Origin of the sequence: Siphonobacter curvatus, assembly GCF_002943425.1 — a bacterium.
GTDB lineage: Bacteria > Bacteroidota > Bacteroidia > Cytophagales > Spirosomataceae > Siphonobacter > Siphonobacter curvatus.
Genome location: NZ_PTRA01000001.1, coordinates 3608318 through 3625706 on the forward strand (window position 1 = coordinate 3608318; position 17389 = coordinate 3625706).

Annotated in this window: 15 protein-coding genes; 6 read left to right on the top strand and 9 right to left on the bottom strand. The window is 51.0% G+C overall.

Features of this window, described 5'->3' with window-relative positions; genetic code table 11:
* Positions 1–28 precede the first annotated feature (28 nt).
* Positions 29–205 (top strand): hypothetical protein, encoded by a 177-nt coding sequence (locus C5O19_RS26050; protein ID WP_165796031.1) that lies wholly within the window; start codon positions 29–31, stop codon positions 203–205.
* Between the two features lie 140 nt (positions 206–345).
* A complete protein-coding gene (locus tag C5O19_RS14920; RefSeq protein WP_104713563.1) occupies positions 346–1212 on the top strand; it encodes a maleylpyruvate isomerase N-terminal domain-containing protein in 867 nt (288 codons plus the stop codon).
* 9 nt (positions 1213–1221) lie between these two features.
* Here the strand turns inward: C5O19_RS14920 and C5O19_RS14925 are convergent, their stop codons facing one another.
* From C5O19_RS14925 to C5O19_RS14935, 3 genes are all read right to left on the bottom strand, one after another.
* Positions 1222–2040 carry a hypothetical protein gene (locus tag C5O19_RS14925; RefSeq protein ID WP_104713565.1) on the bottom strand — a complete coding sequence of 273 codons (819 nt, stop codon included), beginning with the start codon at positions 2038–2040 and terminating at the stop codon, positions 1222–1224.
* A 177-nt stretch (positions 2041–2217) separates the two neighbouring features.
* The gene (locus C5O19_RS14930; RefSeq protein WP_104713567.1) at positions 2218–2613 is read right to left on the bottom strand and encodes a hypothetical protein; all 396 of its coding nucleotides are present in this window, start codon (positions 2611–2613) and stop codon (positions 2218–2220) included.
* Positions 2614–2636: 23 nt separating this feature from the next.
* On the bottom strand, positions 2637–4250 hold the full coding sequence (locus C5O19_RS14935; RefSeq protein ID WP_317046493.1) for an NFACT RNA binding domain-containing protein: 1614 nt from the start codon (positions 4248–4250) through the stop codon (positions 2637–2639).
* 29 nt (positions 4251–4279) lie between these two features.
* Between C5O19_RS14935 and C5O19_RS14940 the strand changes: the two genes are divergently transcribed.
* From C5O19_RS14940 to C5O19_RS14950, 3 genes are read left to right on the top strand one after another with little or no spacing between them, the layout of a single operon-like run.
* The gene (locus C5O19_RS14940; RefSeq protein WP_104713569.1) at positions 4280–4915 is read left to right on the top strand and encodes an ABC transporter ATP-binding protein; all 636 of its coding nucleotides are present in this window, start codon (positions 4280–4282) and stop codon (positions 4913–4915) included.
* A gap of 18 nt (positions 4916–4933) precedes the next feature.
* Entirely contained in the window at positions 4934–6019 is a 1086-nt protein-coding gene (locus C5O19_RS14945) for a hypothetical protein (protein ID WP_104713571.1), read from the top strand.
* 59 nt (positions 6020–6078) lie between these two features.
* Positions 6079–7182 carry a DmpA family aminopeptidase gene (locus C5O19_RS14950; RefSeq protein WP_104713573.1) on the top strand — a complete coding sequence of 368 codons (1104 nt, stop codon included), beginning with the start codon at positions 6079–6081 and terminating at the stop codon, positions 7180–7182.
* Between the two features lie 143 nt (positions 7183–7325).
* Here the strand turns inward: C5O19_RS14950 and poxB are convergent, their stop codons facing one another.
* From poxB to C5O19_RS14980, 6 genes are all read right to left on the bottom strand, one after another.
* Positions 7326–9050, bottom strand: coding sequence for a ubiquinone-dependent pyruvate dehydrogenase (gene poxB / locus C5O19_RS14955; RefSeq protein ID WP_104713575.1), 1725 nt, complete (start codon positions 9048–9050; stop codon positions 7326–7328).
* A 375-nt stretch (positions 9051–9425) separates the two neighbouring features.
* Positions 9426–11771 carry a TonB-dependent receptor gene (locus C5O19_RS26370; protein ID WP_104713577.1) on the bottom strand — a complete coding sequence of 782 codons (2346 nt, stop codon included), beginning with the start codon at positions 11769–11771 and terminating at the stop codon, positions 9426–9428.
* A gap of 149 nt (positions 11772–11920) precedes the next feature.
* Entirely contained in the window at positions 11921–12424 is a 504-nt protein-coding gene (locus C5O19_RS14965; RefSeq protein WP_104713579.1) for a methylated-DNA--[protein]-cysteine S-methyltransferase, read from the bottom strand.
* Positions 12425–12449: 25 nt separating this feature from the next.
* Complete coding sequence (gene miaA, locus C5O19_RS14970; RefSeq protein WP_104713582.1) at positions 12450–13358, bottom strand: tRNA (adenosine(37)-N6)-dimethylallyltransferase MiaA; 909 nt, start codon at positions 13356–13358, stop codon at positions 12450–12452.
* A 49-nt stretch (positions 13359–13407) separates the two neighbouring features.
* On the bottom strand, positions 13408–14019 hold the full coding sequence (locus C5O19_RS14975; protein WP_104713584.1) for a DNA-3-methyladenine glycosylase family protein: 612 nt from the start codon (positions 14017–14019) through the stop codon (positions 13408–13410).
* A gap of 4 nt (positions 14020–14023) precedes the next feature.
* Entirely contained in the window at positions 14024–15712 is a 1689-nt protein-coding gene (locus tag C5O19_RS14980) for a sodium:solute symporter (protein WP_104713586.1), read from the bottom strand.
* A gap of 651 nt (positions 15713–16363) precedes the next feature.
* On the opposite strand from C5O19_RS14980, the gene aroB reads away from it, so the two are divergent.
* Positions 16364–17389, top strand: a complete 1026-nt coding sequence (gene aroB, locus C5O19_RS14985) for a 3-dehydroquinate synthase (protein WP_104713588.1) — start codon at positions 16364–16366, stop codon at positions 17387–17389.

The following is a 17389-nucleotide window of genomic DNA, read 5'->3' on the forward strand; positions in this document are numbered from 1 at the left end:
AACCTACTAATTTGAACATCCGTAGCGGATGCTGCGGATAACGGGGTTTGCTAAGCCTCGCTTCAACCAACAAAAATTAAATTACCTGCATCAGAATCCGGTAGTGGCCGGGTGGGTCGATACCCCTGAACATTTCCTCTACAGCAGTGCCCGGGATTATACCGGATTTGGAAAAGGATTACTGGACATTCTATTTCTTTTCTGATCACTTCGCTAAATGAGCCTAGGCCATCCTGAAGGCTCACGATTAAGCAGAGCAGAACCGTTCTTTCAGTACTCCCTTCAAAGTATTGAAAACAGCGGATAACTTTGTCCTGATGCTTCCGCCTATTAGCTCTCATTGCCATGCCTGACTCCCTACTCAGCCGTCCGTTACCAGCCCTGACGTATCCTACGACTATCCTCCTTGAAAAGCTACGCAAGCTTGATCAACTTTTGCTGGACCTCCTGGAATCACTCACTCCTCAGGAATGGCAGGCCCAGACCGTAGCCAGACGCTGGAAAGTAAAAGATGTCGCCGCTCACTTACTGGATGGTAACATTCGCATCCTGTCTTCGTTGCGGGATGAGTATCAGGGCGAAAGTCCTGATATTCGCTCCTACCAGGATTTGCTGAATTTTCTGAATGGACTCAATGCGGATTGGGTAAAGGCTATGAAACGGGTTAGTCCGCAGGTACTGATCCTGCTCCACCGGATCACGGGACCAATGTACTGCGACTATTACGCCTCCCTCGATCCGCAGGCAAAAGCCACTTTTTCCGTAGCCTGGGCCGGTGAAGAAGAAAGTCAGAACTGGATGCACATCGCTCGGGAATACACCGAAAAATGGCTGCATCAACAGCAAATACGAGCCGCCCTACAGAAACCGGGCTTACTGACGCAGGAATTTTTTCACCCTTTTATCGATGTCTTTATGTATGGCCTGCCCCATACGTACCGAAATGTACAAGCATCCGAAGCAACAACCCTTAAAGTCACCATCACGACCGAGATCGGCGGTAGCTGGTATCTGATTCGGCGGAAGGACTACTGGCAACTCGAACGTAACCCGCAACCGCACTGGGATACCGAAGTGACCCTAACCCCGGAAGTAGCCTGGCCTCTGTTTTCAAAAAGTATACGCCCACCTGAGCTCAGTAGTGGCGTGACCATTACTGGCGATGCGACTTTGGGAAAGGTGGCTCTGGAGATGGTTTCGGTGATGGCGTAAACGCCTCGTTTACTTTCGCTTAAAGGTGCGAGCAATGCGTTTAAAGATGACCAAGTTCGCTTCCGGTTGTTCAGTGGTCATGCCGACCAGGATATAATACCCGCCCTCCTCTGGAAAAAGCATCGCTTGGTACACCAATTGTGGTTTGCCTTCGTGGCTTTTGCCACTGGCTCGTATTTCATAGCCATCCAATCCATCAATCTGAATGGGCTGCACCTCTTTTACTTGGCTAGCCTGACCGCCGGGTAAACTTTTCAGCCGTTGAATGGCGTACGCTTTTCGGTCCGCTATTGGTTCTACCCTATTCATCGCCGTTCCAACCATCAGCATTGGTTTGACTGAAGGAAGTTTCCCATCCGTTGTATAAACGAGACTTCCTACCATGTACTTCGCTATTTTGAATTCACTTTTGCTTACGTCTACCGTAAAGGGAGCCGCAGCCAGAGGATCGTCCTCTTGATTAACATTATAGGTAGTCGTGAGTAGAGCCTGACGGATGTCTTTCTCAATGTTTTTATGAGCCTCCGGATAAATTCCATTGACTAATACGGTAACCTCCGAATTGCCGAAAATTAGCATCTGCTTCAGGTATTGGGTGGTGCCTAAGGACTGACTCACGGTGATGTAAGCAGCAGGTGCCTGCTGGAACGTCATTTCTTTTTTTTCCAGTAAGGTCATTCCGCGGGTGCGTAACGCATCTGCCGTAAACCCATCGATGAGGGTCTGAGCCGCGGTGCTTAGCTCCGTAACCATAATGGAAGCCTGTATCTCTGCCTTTTGAAAGCCACTAAAATTTGTAGCGACGTCAAATCCGGCGGGTGGAATCATACTGCATTTGGTTCCCGGAATAGCTTGTCGTTCGGGATTTTGCCCTGAAACAACACGGATAACTGTAAAAAAAGTAAGCAGAAAAAAATAAAACGCCCTTCTTTTCATTAGACCTAATTGGATTAATACAGATAACCGTAAATCACGTATGCCTTTCAGCTAAACACACGGGCTACTTCATTTTTCCAGTACATTCTGAAACGAAACCTCTCCCATCCCATTTTTTTCGTATTTCGCCAAGGGCTGGAACGTATCATCAAAAGGCGTTTCTCCCGGTTGTAATACTGTGGGTACAGCACTTCCGGTTTTGAAGAAATAAACCGTCGTCATACCGTATTTGGTATGCGGCATAAAATCGCCGTATTGCTTCATTTCGCTCCACAACGTATCGTCTACCGTTACGGCATACATGCGTTTGATGGGACCCGTGTTATTCTCATTCCGGTACAACGCGACTTCCTTAAAATTTCCTTTCAAATCCTGTACGCCGGGTTGCGAGATGGCGTTATACACCATGTAAGCCATCAAGATAAGAATGGCTCCTATGAACAGATATTTTAGTTGCTTACTCATCTGATTTTCAATTAGTCAATTCCTTAGGCTTTCGGCTCCACCATCACCACTTCTTCTTTTTCTACGATCACTTGGCCTTCCTGTAAATCGCGGGTTTTCCGGACGAATTTCTTCGGCGTTACAATCACCGGACACAGCGTATCGTTGCGTCGTTTGGAGTAGTACGCCGCCAGTTGAGCCGCCCGCTCAATCACCGGATTTGGAAAGCGTTTACCCGCCTGATGCCGAATGATAACGTGCGAACCCGTTACATCACGGGCGTGCAGCCACAGGTCCTCTTTGCGGGTATATCGCTGGGTAAGCAGGTCGTTGTTCTTCGCGTTTTTACCCACGAAAATTTCGAATCCCTGGTATTCGTAGCGTTTAAAGAGCGTCGCCGCTGAGACATCGGGCTTTTCGATTTTGTCGAGGCCACTCGTTTTCAGATATTTCCGCAGCTCCTTCAGCGTTTCGATGGATTCCACTTTTGCGATCTGAGCGTCATATTCGGCCATTTCCCGCTCCCGCACGTCCAGGGCTTCCATGAGGTGTTCGACTTCGATCTTCTCGTTTTTCGACTTTCGATAGTACGATTCCGCGTTTCTTTGCGGCGACAAATCGGGCTTGAGTCGAATCGTTACGGGCTGATCGCGGTAGAAATCGTGCAGCTCTATGGACTCGGCCCGCTCGGGAATCTGGTGCAGATTCGCCATCAGGATGTGGCCGACTTCCTCGTGCTTGATGGCCTTTTCCATCTCGTCGAGCTTTTCGTACACCGAGTCTACGTACTGCTGCGTTTTCTGTTTCCGCTTCTGTAAAGCCCGGACAATCTGCCCCTTTTCCCGGTCAAATACATTGATTCGCGAATAGGCATAGTAAAAGCCATTGGCCGCCTCAATGGGATCGGTAAAGGATTTCTCGGCGTCGTCGGGTAGCAGCGTCAGTACGGGCTGGTACTCCACCGTTTTGATGTAATACGTCGGATTTTCCAGATAGCCGCGTACCTGCTCCACCAGAGCCCATTTCTCATCAATGGTTTTTGAACGGTACCCCTGCCGGTCCAGCCAGGCGGTGACATCTTTGCCAAACGTGGGAAAGAGCTTTCGCCAGTCACCATTGGCCTGATCAAAGGCTTCGCGGCTCTGATCCAGCGGTCGATCCAGCGTGGTGATGTCCAGCTTTTCGTCCGTTACGAGCTTGTTGTGGAAGAGATCCACCACCGACGTTCCTTGGACCAATACCAGATTGGAGCGATTGCCAAAGAGCTTGAAGACTAAATGAAAATCATCCGCAAAATCAATGGAAAAGGCCCGCTCGTTCAGGTATTGCCGAACGCCCAGAATGGGTTTGTCGAGTAATTCAGAGAATAAATCAACCGTATTTTTTCCCGCCCGTCGAAAGTCCTCGGGAAAGTTTAAGGCCACAAAATCAGGCCGGATGGTGGCTCGTATGTAAAAATCCCGTCGCTTTCGCCACTGCTTCTCCGCCGGACAAAACCCCAGCACCAATTCATCTTTTTCCTGCGAAAAACACTCCGCCAGAACCAAGCCTTCGAGCTGGGCTTCGATCTCCCGGGAGAGCTGACGAAGAAAGTAGTAGTTGCTTTGCATACCCCAAAAGTACGAACGGCCCGCCCGGAATACTGAAAGGTTTGGCAAGGGATTCGCAAAAGCTTTCTTTTGCAGGTATGCTACAGGTCAAAAATTATCGGAAAGCGTACCACGGAAGGACGATTCTGCAAGTGCCCGACTGGCAGTTATTGCCGGGTATCCACTGGATTCGGGGTTCGAACGGCTCCGGGAAAAGTACATTTTTCCGGTCCATTGCGGGTATGCTTCCCTGCCAGGGAGAAATCTGGCTGAACAATCAGTATGAAGTCAGTCGGCATTCGGTCCCGTATCGCATGCGGGTGAACTACGCCGAAGCGGAGCCGCTGTATCCGGAATATCTTTCGGCCTTTGATTTGATTTCTTTCGTGGGAAAAGCCAAGCAGTCGCCCGCCGGGCAGGTGGATTCGTTGATTGACACGCTGGAAATCCGGGAGTTCTGGAAACAGCCCGTTGGTACCTATTCCTCGGGTATGCTCAAGAAAACGTCGCTGGTGCTGGGCTTTTTGGGGCAACCCGAACTCATCATGCTGGATGAACCCCTCATTACCATCGACGACCGGGCCGTGGCCAACGTCTGTAGCCTCATTGCGACGTACCACCAGCGGGGCGTGAGTTTTCTACTGTCTTCGCACCAGGATTTTCGCCTGACCGAATTAGCCCTGGATTCTTCGTATCGGATCCAGAACCATACGCTGGTGGAAACGCCTGCCTAATCTTACTCGCCACCGCTCTTGAACGCTGTCTTTTTTCGTACGCTGGTTACCGAATTTTACCGACAAAATTCGGGCTTCTTCCTACTGATCTTACTGATCGGTTTTAGTATCATCCGCAGCGATGACCACGTAGCCCTGTTTCGGTACGCGATGGCGTCGCCTTCTACGCTGGTGTATTACTTTATCCCCTGGATACTGTACGGATTAAAAACGCTAAGTTTCGTTCGTAGTCAGTTCCGGCATCCGGCGTATGGGTTTTTGGACCTTTGGCGGCTGGTTCCGTTTGGCACGCGTCTGAGCGGCTGGGTTACCATGCAGGCCGGACTGTTACTGCCCGTTTTTCTGTACGCGGGCTGGATGAGCGTGTACGCTTTTCCCGGTCGCCAGTGGTCGGCTTTGGTTCTTATAGGTCTGGTTCTGCTGGGGCTCGTCATTCTACCGCTTCCACTACTGGAGCGAATGCTCCACCATACGAGTCGGGAAGTCCGCGTGCGTACGTTCATTCGGCACTGGCCCTTACCCTACCCGCTGTATTTCATTCAGCATTTGTTCCGGCGGCAACCGCTGCTGTTACTACTAACCAAAATTTTCTCTGGATTACTGATCATGGGGGTTTGTTTGCTGTACCCCACCGACGATTACGATGAACGGCTGTTGACCATCGGTATGCTCATCGGTGGATTGACGCAACTGGGACTGGCTCAGGAACAGTATATCTTCGAGCATGAGTATCTGCTTTTGCTGCGAAACCTGCCCCTTTCGTTCGGCAAACGGATGGGCTATCTGTTCGTACAGGGTTTGCTGCTGTTTATTCCAGAAGCCCTACTCCTGTTCCGCTACCTGCCCGCAACGGTATCGTGGCTGTACGTCGGCAAAGCCCTCTTTTTTGGAATTGGCCTTTGGTTGGCGGGTTTACACCGCCTCTACCAGAATGATAAAAGTCTGGAGAACCTTGGATCGTATGGGTTGTGGGGCTTCCCGATGGGTCTGTTGCTGATTATGTTTCAGGTGGATACGGCTCTACTGGGGCTGCTGCTGTGGGTGTACGCGGCCTGGATCAATGCCTACCGCTACTACCGATCGGAATTTCATTTACCGCAGTAGTTGCTTTCCTTTTGGCTGGCCAATCGTAACTTGGGGTTTGTAAGCTCTTCCCAATTTCTATGAAAAACGTAATTCTACTGCTCTTGATGAGTACTTCTCTCCTTCACGCCCAAACCCGCTTTCGCGAGCATACGCAGCAAACCATTGGCATTCTGAAAACGGGTACGCACAACGCCATCACCGATGTAGCCGGATTGAAAGTAGGACACGTTACCCTGATTGAAGGTCAGCAGATCCGGACGGGCGTAACGGCCATTATTCCTACGGAAGGGAATCTGTTTCAGCAAAAAATCCCGGCGGCCGTCTTTGTCGCGAATGGGTTCGGGAAAATGGCGGGAATCAGTCAGATCAATGAATTAGGCAATCTCGAAACGCCCGTCGTGCTGACCAATACGCTTTCGGTAGCAGCGGGGATGCAGGGGCTTATTTCGTATACGCTGGCCCAGCCGGGTAATGCCTCCGTTCGTTCGGTCAATGCGGTCGTGGGTGAAACCAATGACAGTTTCCTCAACGACATTACGGGCTTTCACGTCAAACCCGAACACGTTACCGAGGCCCTTGAGAAAGCCCAAAGTGGTCCGGTTGCCGAAGGAAACGTCGGAGCTGGAACGGGTACCATCTGCTTTGGATGGAAGGGCGGGATTGGCACCAGTTCGCGGGTACTACCGAAAAAGTCTGGTGCGTATACGGTGGGCGTGCTCGTACAAACCAACTTCGGGGGCGTACTCGAAATCAAAGGAAAACCCATTGGTAAAACACTGGGCAAGTACTTTCTAAGTGATCAGTTGAATGATCCGGCGGATGGTTCCTGTATGATCATCGTTGCGACGGATGCTCCGCTCACCCACCGCAACCTCGAACGGCTGGCGAAACGGGCCTGGTCGGCTCTGGCGAAAGTGGGCGGTATTGCCTCGAACGGCTCGGGGGAATACGTATTAGCTTTTTCTACCAGTGAAAAAGTCCGTATTCCACACACCAGCAAAAAGTTGACGCAAATCGTTGAGGAAGTGGATAATGAAGCAATGTCACCTCTGTTTCTGGCTGCCATCGAAGCGACGGAAGAAGCCATCCTGAATTCTCTGTGGGCGGCTCGTACCATGCAGGGCAAGAACGGTACCATTAACGAATTACCGAGGGATCAGGTAAGGACTTTGCTTAAGTGAGGATAGGGTTTGAGCTTCGATGAGGTTGAAGGTTTGATTGTGTTTGACAACATTACTCATCAATCCTAAAAGGGTTCCATGAACTGAAGCCAGGGGTAAAATCCCTGGCTTCAGTTCATGGCTTACTAGTCTCACCGCCTTTTCTACTTCAAAAAGTTAGTCTTGATAGTTTCCACCACGTCGCTCAGATCGCCCCGCAAGGTTTCTTTCATCATGTACATGCTAAAGCCCCAGGCCTGCTGAAACTGAATTTTCGGCGGCATGGACAATTCCGTTGGATTCACTACCACATCCACGAGTACGGGCCCAGCGTGACGTAGAGCTTCATCAATGGCTTCCGGTACATCAGCCGGGTTTTCCACCCGAATGCCGCGAATGCCCATAGCTTCAGCCATACGGGCAAAGTTGGGATTCTTCATATCCGTACCGAAGGGTGGTATGCCCGCTACCTTCATTTCCATTGCCACAAACCCTAAGGAATAGTTATTGTAAATCACCAGTTTAACGGGAAGATTGTACTGATAAATGGTGAGCAGATCGCCCATGAGCATCGAAAATCCACCGTCGCCCGCTAGTGCAATCACCTGCCGATCCGGGAATGCCAACTGGGCACCAATGGCCTGCGGCATGGCACTCGCCATCGAACCGTGCGTAAACGAGCCAATTAATCGCCGTTGCCGCGTCATTTTTAAATAACGGGCCGCCCAAACCGTTGGGGTTCCGACATCGCAGGTAAAAATGGCGTCCGGGTGGGCCTGTTCACTCAGGACGGCCGTGAGGTATTCCGGCCGAATAACGCCGTCGTTTTCGTCGCCTTTGGCGTGAGAGTCCAGCTCTTTTCTCGACTCCTGATACGCTTCCAGCGAACGTTCGAGGTGACTACGATCCGTTTTGGGTAACAACATGGGGAGTAAGGCCTGAATCGTTGGCCCAACGCTACCGACCACGCCCATATCCAGCCGCGTACGGCGACCCAGATGTTCCGGTCGAATATCTACCTGAATGATTTTGGCGTGTGCAGGGTACCAGTCTTTGTAGGGGAAATCGGTACCTAACATTAAGAGTACCTCCGCCCGGCTGATGGCTTTCGCTCCCGAGGAAAACCCGATCAAGCCCGTCAAACCAACCCCATACGGATTATCGTACTCCAGATATTCTTTGCCGCGTAGGGCGTAAACCACTGGAGCTTTCACATGCTCGCATAACTGCAACACTTCGGCATGGGCTCCCGCACAGCCACTGCCACCCAACACCGTAATACGATCGGCCTGATTAATGAGTTGAGCGATTTGCTGTAACTCCTCGTCAGCGGGACGAATGACGGGCTTCGGCAGAAACAAGGGATGAATTAAATGCGTTTCGTCCACCGTTTCCGAAGAGACATCGCCCGACAGCGTAATGACCGCTACGCCCTGCTTGCCCAGGGCATTTTGCAGGGCGATCTGAAATACCCGGGGCATTTGTTTAGCCGAGGAGATCGTTTCGCAGTAATGACTACATTGTTGAAACAGGTACTCCGGCTTGGTTTCCTGAAAATAGCCCGTACCAATTTCCATACTTGGAATCTGGGCTGCAATAGCCAGTACGGGAGCCATACTTCGGTGGCAATCGTATAGCCCATTGATGAGGTGCAGGTTTCCCGGCCCGCAGCTGCCCGCACAAACGGCCAGTTGACCTGTCGCCTGAGCTTCGGCCCCGGCAGCAAAAGCAGCCGATTCTTCGTGTCGGTAATGAATCCATTCTATTTTTCCGGAACGGCGAATTTCATCGACCAGTCCATTGAGCGAATCCCCTACAACACCGTGAATGCGACGCACCCCGGCCTGTACCAGCATTTCGACCATTACGGCCGCAATTGTCTTAGCCATATTCTAAAGATAGGTTTTGTATCAGACTTCCTACGCCACAAAAGCCTTGCCAGATAGGGCTAATTGCGAAGCCGTTAATGATCTTTTAATACCCAAATGGGTTCAGATGAAAGCGGTACTCTTGGGCGGAAGCGGTAGGTTAGGCGGAGTCTAACAAGTAGGAGTGGATAGTACGGACAACTAGCAGCCCGGAGGGGGGGGGGGCCAGCCTACTCTAAGTCAGTAAGGACAACGCATAGACCACTATTAAAACTTTAAATCCCTTAAACTTCAAACCATTCCCACTTGAAACTTCCCATCAAAAAAGCAGCCCAAACGTACGAACACGTCCAGGCTGCTTTTGAAATCTCAAACCATAATCAAACCTTACTGACCTTAGAACGAGTAGCCTACCATCAGCATAAACCGTCGTCCGCTGCCTCGGGTGTAGTTTTCATTACTACCATAGAACTGGGCAATATTGGTGTAATAACTCGTGTTGAGCAGGTTTTCAACCCCCAGATTGAGTCGTACCTGCGTGCTTACCTTGTACCCAACATTCAGATTCCAGAGGTTGTATGACCGAATCCGTCCTTCGTAAATCGCATACGTCCCGTTGGCCCGGGGCATGAAGCGATTCCGGTCGCCCAATCGCCACCAGTTGAGGTCAACACTCAGGTTTTTAATACCCGTATAACGAGCATAAAGGGTGGTTTTATCGGGTGAGATACGGCTGGCGTTCAGGTAGGTATCATAGTCTCCATCCGAATTTTTATCCACTTTCCCTTCCGTAAAGGCATAGTTTCCTCCGACAGAAAACGTCGATACCGGAGACCAGTCGAGCTGTACTTCGTAGCCCCATACACGTTCGGGAGCCCGCTCGGTCGTGTACACGCCTTCGCCCAAATCCACGAAATTAGCCCCCAGTTTGGACGTACTAATGTATGTAGACGCCGCTAAGGAAAAGGTTCCGATCTGACTACTGAACCCAGCTTCGTAGTTATTAACAATGATGGGTTGCGTTTGTAGTTTTTCGATGGTATTCTCCTGAGCCGAACGCAGAATCCGACCTAAATCATAAATCGAAAAGGCTTGTGAATAACTGACGAAAGGATTAAATTCTTTATTTTTAGAGTAACGGAGTCCGGCATTGAATACCAGGGCTTCGTAATCCAGATTTCCGCCTTTTACGAAAATACTGCCCTGCCCGTTAGGGCCGGTCGCGAGCGTATTGAAGTCAGCGATTTTAGTCTTGATATTTTCTGCCCGGACGCCCGCCTTCAGGGTTAACCCTTCCACTAAACCAGCACTCAACTGAGCGTAGGGAGCCAAATTCCGCATGTTGATGTTGGGCACCCAGGTCCGACCGTCTACTAACGACTGAGAAGTCTGGTCGTTGAGCAAGTCAAAGCCGTAGGTAACGTCCCCGCGAATCCGACTGGCAATTACAAAAGGGCTGTTCAGATTGACCCGAAGTCCTTTTTTCTGGGAAGGAATCTGCGATTGGCCGGCACCGTAAAACGAAGCCGAGTTGGAATACACCGTTAGGAAATCCTGAAAGTATACACTAGCGTTGATACTCGTTCCACCGATAATGTTCCGACCAATATACTGAAGGTTGGCGTTGTGGTTATGCCGGGTTCCTTCATCCACGCCTACGCGTTTGCCAATTACGCCGATCGCAGGACTGACGCCGTACTTACCCGGCTTGAGTACGTAATTGGAATGCTGATTAGAACCGTAGAAGTTGTACATCCCTTCAATCCGATGCTTGCTGGATATATCATACCCAACTTTTACGAATGCGTTGTAGATACGCGTTTCGCCCAGACCGTATTCGGGTGAGATGACCTGACCTTCGCCATCCCGAAACACGCCCGTTTTCTCGTGCATACCACTCACTACGTAGTCTACTTTTCCGGTACGTCCGAAAAATTGCTGGGAAAAGCGGTAGCCGAAGGTGCTGTCCCCCTGCGTATTACCCGTCATGGCTAATTGCGTAGAACCGCCTGTATGATCTTCTGGACGTACTTTCTTGGTAATATAGTTGATCAACCCGCCGTCGGCTCCGTTACCGTAAATGGAGGTGGCTCCTTTGATGACTTCAATGCGTTCAATCACGGAAGGGTCAATGGTACGAATATCGCGACCACCGGCCCGCAGGGGCGTTGATTGCGGAATGCCATCGATCAGTACCAGCACGTTTCGGCCCCGTAAGGTTTGGCCGCTATTGCCGGTTTGGTTGGTGGAAGGAGCCAGTCCGGGTACCGTGTTCGAGAGAATATTAGCTACGTTGGGACTGATGCCCGCCTGCGTTTCCAGTTCCTTCCCGGCAATTACCGTAACGGAAGAAGGCGTTTCTGCCAGTGTCTCCACCCGACGTCCCGCCGAAACGATCACTTCGGAAAGCTGTTTATTGGCCTCTGTTGTTTGCAGCATCACTTCATTTTTCTCACCCGCTATCAGGGTAATGGCTTGGCGTACGGTTTCGTAGCCTACCCCGCTGGCAATAATCGTATAAGAGCCGGCGGTGGCTTTCATCGAGAAATTCCCGGCTTCATCGGCGGTTGTGATGGCCCGAACGCGTCCTTCCTGCTCCAGCGAAATATTGATGAAGGCAGCGATTCCTTTTTCGGTACGGACCGTTCCCTGAAGGGTGATACGATCGGATTGAGCTTGGGCAGTAGTGAAGAAAAAGAAAGTTAAAAGAAACAGATAGGGAAGTTTTAAATGGGGGTACATGAGAATCAGGTCATAGTTACGCCCCCAAATTTATTTATATTTAGATTTATTCCAGATAATAATTTTCAAATTCATAGCTCCTATTCGGATTAGTCCTACTTTTTGATCTATACGTTTAACGGGTTGGTCCTTAGGACAAACGAAGTTTCTTACTCCCACAACGAAGTTTGTGCAATGGCTCCTTCCAGTCGTAACAGACGGTTTTTATGTATTAATCCACCCGCAAAACCTACGAGTTTACCCGATGCCCCCACGACCCGGTGACAGGGGGCCACAATCGAAATCGGATTACGGTTAGCTGCACCACCCACCGCTCGTACCGCCTGCGGATTTCCCAGTTGTTGGGCAATCTCGCCATACGTCCGGGTCTGACCGTAAGGAATGGTTAGCAAGGCCTGCCAGACTTGTTTCTGAAAATCGGTTCCGATGAAGTCCAGGGGCAAGGTGAAGGTCTTTCGTTTTCCAGCAAAATATTCCTTTAACTGTTGTTGCGTTTCCAGCAAGACGGGATGTTGCTCGTCCGGCGAACCTAGGACGATTGAAACGCGTTCGGGGCGATCATTTTGCCAGAGGATCGCAGCCAGCCCCTTTTGACTGGCCACCAGTGTTAGCAAGCCGACGGGCGAGGGTATCGTTTTGTAAGAAGTAGTCATCGTGTGTTAGACAGGCTCTGAAAAATCAGGAACCAAGGTTTTCCAGTACGTAGGCCCTGACGCCATCGTAATCTTCCGCATCGAACCATTGAAAATGATCCTGATGGCGGAACCAGGTGAGCTGGCGTTTGGCGTAGCGGCGACTATTCTGCTGGATTTTCTCAATCATTGTTTCGTAAGAATACGTACCGTCGAAATAGTCAAATACTTCCTGATAACCCACCGTTTTCAAGGCATAATGGTTTCGGTACTCGGCCACGCTCCGCACTTCCTCGACGAGCCCCTGCTGGATCATGAGTTCCACTCGCTGATTGATCCGGTCATAGAGAATGGCCCGGTCGCGGGTCAGGCATATTTTCAGTATTCGGAAGGGCCGCTCGACTTTGTGTCCAGTACGGAAACTGGAATACGGCTTACCCGTCGCCAGACAAACTTCCAGAGCCCGTACAATGCGTTGGGTATTGTTGCGATCCACGTAGTCGAAATAGGCGGGATCGAGCTGGCGGAGTTCATCGACCAGCGGGGTGATTCCCTCCTGCTCAAATCGTTCCATCAATTTTTTCCGAATGTCCAGATTCACTTCGGGCATTTCGTCCATTCCGTCGGTAATTACCTTGAGAAACAGGCCGGATCCACCCGTCAGGATGGCTACGTCGGTACGGGTAAATATTTCCTGAATGGTTTGCAGGGCTTCGCCTTCAAAATCGCCTACGCTGAAATACTCGGCAATGGAATGCGAATCGACGAAATGGTGCCGTATGCCCTGCCGCTCGGCTAGGCTGGGTTTGGCCGTACCGATACTGAGTTCGCGGTAAAACTGCCGGGAATCCGCCGAAACGATTTCCGTACCGAGTTCCTGGGCCAGTCGTACGCACAATTCCGTTTTTCCAACGGCCGTCGGACCGGCGATTATTACTAAAGTAGGAAGACGCATAGCGAAATAAACGCGGCCCGAAACTGAGTCCAGACCGCGTTTTTGGGTATTAATTACTGTTTTTCTGTTGATTTTTCCACCGCCACATGGCCCGGCTGGCCGTGGTTCGGTAGGGTCGCCAGTTTTCGGCGATTTCGATCATCCGTTTGCGAAGGTTCCGGTCTTTTTCCAGCCCATACACCAGCATCATACCCTGCTGTACCCCCAGATCATCCACGGGAAATACATCCGGACGCTGTAACGTGAAGATCAGAATCATTTCCACGGTCCAGCGACCCACGCCTTTAATCTGGCTGAGGTAATCGACGAGGGCGTCGTCATCGTATTCGTCCCAGTTCTTATTTTCCAGGTTTTCCTTCAGCCAGAATTCCGCTACATTCTGCATGTAATGGGCTTTCGACTTGGACAAGCCCACCGAACGCAACGTCTCAATATCCAGAGCCAAAAGTTGCTGCGGATGCGGGTACTCGCCGGGAAACAGGGTTAGAAATCGCTGAAAAATAACGGCAGCGGCTTTCGTCGACAACTGTTGGGAGACGATAGAATCAAGTAAGTCGTAGTATAAATCGCCCGTCGGCTCCGGGGCGGGTAAGGTTACCGCCGCCAGAACTTGAGCCAGTTTGGCGTCGCGATGAACCAGATGAACGAGTACTTCCTGCATACATTTAATCCTGAGTTGGGGAATTAGTGGTGCGGTCTAACCTGCTTAGTAGCAGACCCAGCCCTACCACAGCCACGCAGCCAATGACGTTGAGCCAGAGAAAAGCCGTCAGATTCAGTACCCAGAACACGACTACCAAAATCTCGGCTCCAACCGCTGCCCAGAACGTAGCCTGGGCTCCAATTGACTTAAAGTAAAAGGCAACAACAAATACGCCCAGAACCGTTCCGTAAAACAACGATCCGAGAATATTAACGGCTTCGATCAGACTACCGACGCGGCTGGCGTACATGGCAACCGCAATACTAAGCATGCCCCAAACCGCGGTACTGATTTTCGATACGCGGATGTAGTGGGCTTCCGTACCGTTTTTGACCCACATGCGTCGGTAAATATCGACCACGAAGCTTGACGTCAGCGAACTGATGGCCGAAGCGATAGACCCCATCGAAGCAATAAAAATAATGGCAATCAGCAGGCCCACCACGCCCGGCGGCAGGTATTTCACCACGAACGACAAAAATACGTAGTTGGTATCGTTGGCGTCGCCCCCTTCGGCCTGTACCAGTGTTTTGGTTTGATTGCGAAGCTCGGTAGTTTGGTGGTCGAGGGTTTGGACGCGTTGTTGCAGAGAAGCAATCCCGCCTTCGTCTCCACGTTCCAGAGCCGATTGCAATTGCGTTACGACCTGCTTTTTTTCCTCGAATCGTTGCGTATGCTCCCGCTGAAGCGTCTGGTAGGCGGCGGTATGTTCGACTTTCTTTAAAGCCGTTTCATTAAAGAGCAAGGGGGGCTGATGAAATTGGTAGAAGACAAACACCAATGCTCCCACCAGCAGAATCAAAAACTGCATGGGAATTTTGACAATACCGTTCATAAGCAGGCCCAGTCGACTTTGTCCGATGGTTTCGCCCCCGAGGTACCGTCCGACCTGCGACTGGTCGGTACCGAAATAACTTAGCTGTAGGAAAAATCCGCCAATCAGTCCGGACCAGATGTTGTAGCGATCATTCCAGTCGAATTGCCAGTTGATGGTTTGTAGCTTCCCCATTTTCCCGGCCACTTCCAATGTATCGACCAAACCCATGTTTTCGGGCAGGAGCCGTACGACCAGATAACCCGCCAGAAACATTCCACCGAGGACGATAAACATCTGCTGCACGTGCGTATAACTCACCGCCCGGCTCCCGCCCAGCACGGTGTAGATCAGCAGAATCCCACCCATGGCCAGATTCGTCCAGACAATATCCCAACCGAAAATGGTGGAAAGAATAATACTCGGAGCGTAGATACTAATACCCGTGGAAAGCCAGCGGGGCAGCAAAAACAGCAGGGCTGTGAGGGTACGAGTTTTCAGATCGAACCGCGTTTCGAGAAATTCATACGCGGTATAGACGTTTAGTCGGTGAAAAATCGGAATGAAGGTAATGGAAATGACGACCATGGCCAGGGGTAGTCCGAAGTAGAACTGCACGAATCGCATGCCGTCGGTATAAGCCTGTCCCGGTCCCGACAGAAAGGTAACCGCCGAGGCCTGGGTAGCCATCACGCTCAAGCAGACGTGCCACCAGGTCAGCGTATGGCCGCCCGTCAGGTAGGTTTCCAGGTTTTGTTGCTGTCGACTGCGGTAGATGCCGTAACCTACAATGAAGGTTAGGGTAACGCTCAGTACGATCCAATCGAGTAAAGACATATACTCAAGGGTAAAGAGGTGTTTTTAGGTTAGTTTTGAATGATTCGATAGGTTATTACTGGGGTTGGGTACATATAGACCGGGTTTGGTCCCGTTACCACGGCTGGCTAGTAGCCCATGAGCCTTCCAGGCTGGACCCCTCCAGGTCTAACCATTCTATGGGGGCCCCCATGGAATGGTTTCATCCGCAATGCGGTGGCCTAGTGCAGGATGAAAAGAGCGGCGGGCGTGCCCGCATGGGATGCCCCGCATGGGATGCCCCGCATGGAATGCATACGGACTAAAAAACCAGCCGTGCCTGCGGGACGAAAAACGCAGCCACTCATCCACTTAAAAACCCGTTAGGAAAACGCTTCTGTAAACCACCAGAACAAACCAATCATTAGGATAAGATTAGCGATGACTAAGGCATAGAGCTGCTGCCAGGACCGGATAAAGGGTGGCAGGCTTTCACGATCTTCATTCTTTATCATATTCGTATGCAATCAATCCATAAAGGATGCAAACTGCCCAATTTTGAGCACTTGACCAACTTTTACCCGTAATCCCTTCCGTAAAGGGAACGAAGAAGCTGGGCAGTTTTTGTCCCTCCCGCCGATAACTTTTACGCCCGACTATCGACTCTCTACTCTTTCGTCTATTTTTGCGGCTATGGTACAGATCGCCCCAATTACCGAAAGCCTGCCCGCTTTCCTTGCCTCGCACTCCTTTTCTCAGGTAGCCGTTCTGGTGGACGAGCAAACCCTTCAGCACTGCTATCCTCGCATTCAGGCCTTACTGCCCCCGCATACGCTGATTCAGATTCGTTCGGGTGAAAGTGAAAAGCACTTGGAAACGGCCACACAAATCTGGGAAGGGCTTACGAAAGCGGCTTTCGACCGCCACGGCCTGCTGATCAATCTCGGCGGTGGCGTTATTGGTGATATGGGCGGCTTCTGTGCGGCGACCTACAAACGGGGTATTGCCTTCATTCAAATCCCCTCGACCTTACTTTCGCAGGTTGATGCCAGCGTAGGCGGCAAACTGGGCATTGATTTCCAAGGCTTAAAAAATCATATTGGCGTTTTCCAGATTCCCGACGCCGTTCTGATTGATGCCGATTTTCTGGCTACGCTCCCGCCCCGCGAGCTTCGGTCAGGTTTTGCCGAGGTTATCAAACATTGCCTTATCGCCGATGCGGCTAAATGGGAGGAGCTCCGTCAACAAAGCTGGGAAACGCAGAACTGGACGGACCTGATCGCTCATTCCGTCGCCATTAAAGAACGGGTGACGCAGGCCGATCCTACGGAAAAAGGATTACGAAAGATTCTCAATTTCGGTCATACGCTCGGTCACGCCATCGAAACGTATTTTCTGGAAGAGCCCGAAAAGCGGCTGCTGCACGGGGAAGCCATTGCGGCGGGCATGCTGACAGAGGCGTTTCTGAGTCGGCAACGGGGCTGGCTGACGGAAGAACAATTCGCCACGATTCAATCGTACCTGCTTCAAACCTACGGCAAAGCCCAGATTCCTACCGATGCCTTCGAGGCAATCGTCGAATTAACGGCTCAGGACAAGAAAAACCGGGGTAAGGAAGTTCGGTTCTCCCTACTCGAGGGCATTGGTAGCTGTCGCTTCGACATTCCCGTATCCAACTCCGAAATGCAGGAAGCTCTGACGTACTACGCGGGCCTGTAA

What these genes read in the sequence shown, in the direction of transcription:
- C5O19_RS26050 (WP_165796031.1), top strand. Translation starts at nt 29, where the DNA reads ATGCTGCGGATAACGGGGTTTGCTAAGCCTCGCTTCAACCAACAAAAA.
- C5O19_RS14920 (WP_104713563.1), top strand. Translation starts at nt 346, where the DNA reads ATGCCTGACTCCCTACTCAGCCGTCCGTTACCAGCCCTGACGTATCCT.
- C5O19_RS14925 (WP_104713565.1), bottom strand. Translation starts at nt 2,040, where the DNA reads ATGATTCCACCCGCCGGATTTGACGTCGCTACAAATTTTAGTGGCTTT.
- C5O19_RS14930 (WP_104713567.1), bottom strand. Translation starts at nt 2,613, where the DNA reads ATGAGTAAGCAACTAAAATATCTGTTCATAGGAGCCATTCTTATCTTG.
- C5O19_RS14940 (WP_104713569.1), top strand. Translation starts at nt 4,280, where the DNA reads ATGCTACAGGTCAAAAATTATCGGAAAGCGTACCACGGAAGGACGATT.
- C5O19_RS14950 (WP_104713573.1), top strand. Translation starts at nt 6,079, where the DNA reads ATGAAAAACGTAATTCTACTGCTCTTGATGAGTACTTCTCTCCTTCAC.
- poxB (WP_104713575.1), bottom strand. Translation starts at nt 9,050, where the DNA reads ATGGCTAAGACAATTGCGGCCGTAATGGTCGAAATGCTGGTACAGGCC.
- C5O19_RS26370 (WP_104713577.1), bottom strand. Translation starts at nt 11,771, where the DNA reads ATGTACCCCCATTTAAAACTTCCCTATCTGTTTCTTTTAACTTTCTTT.
- C5O19_RS14965 (WP_104713579.1), bottom strand. Translation starts at nt 12,424, where the DNA reads ATGACTACTTCTTACAAAACGATACCCTCGCCCGTCGGCTTGCTAACA.
- miaA (WP_104713582.1), bottom strand. Translation starts at nt 13,358, where the DNA reads ATGCGTCTTCCTACTTTAGTAATAATCGCCGGTCCGACGGCCGTTGGA.
- C5O19_RS14975 (WP_104713584.1), bottom strand. Translation starts at nt 14,019, where the DNA reads ATGCAGGAAGTACTCGTTCATCTGGTTCATCGCGACGCCAAACTGGCT.
- C5O19_RS14980 (WP_104713586.1), bottom strand. Translation starts at nt 15,712, where the DNA reads ATGTCTTTACTCGATTGGATCGTACTGAGCGTTACCCTAACCTTCATT.
- aroB (WP_104713588.1), top strand. Translation starts at nt 16,364, where the DNA reads ATGGTACAGATCGCCCCAATTACCGAAAGCCTGCCCGCTTTCCTTGCC.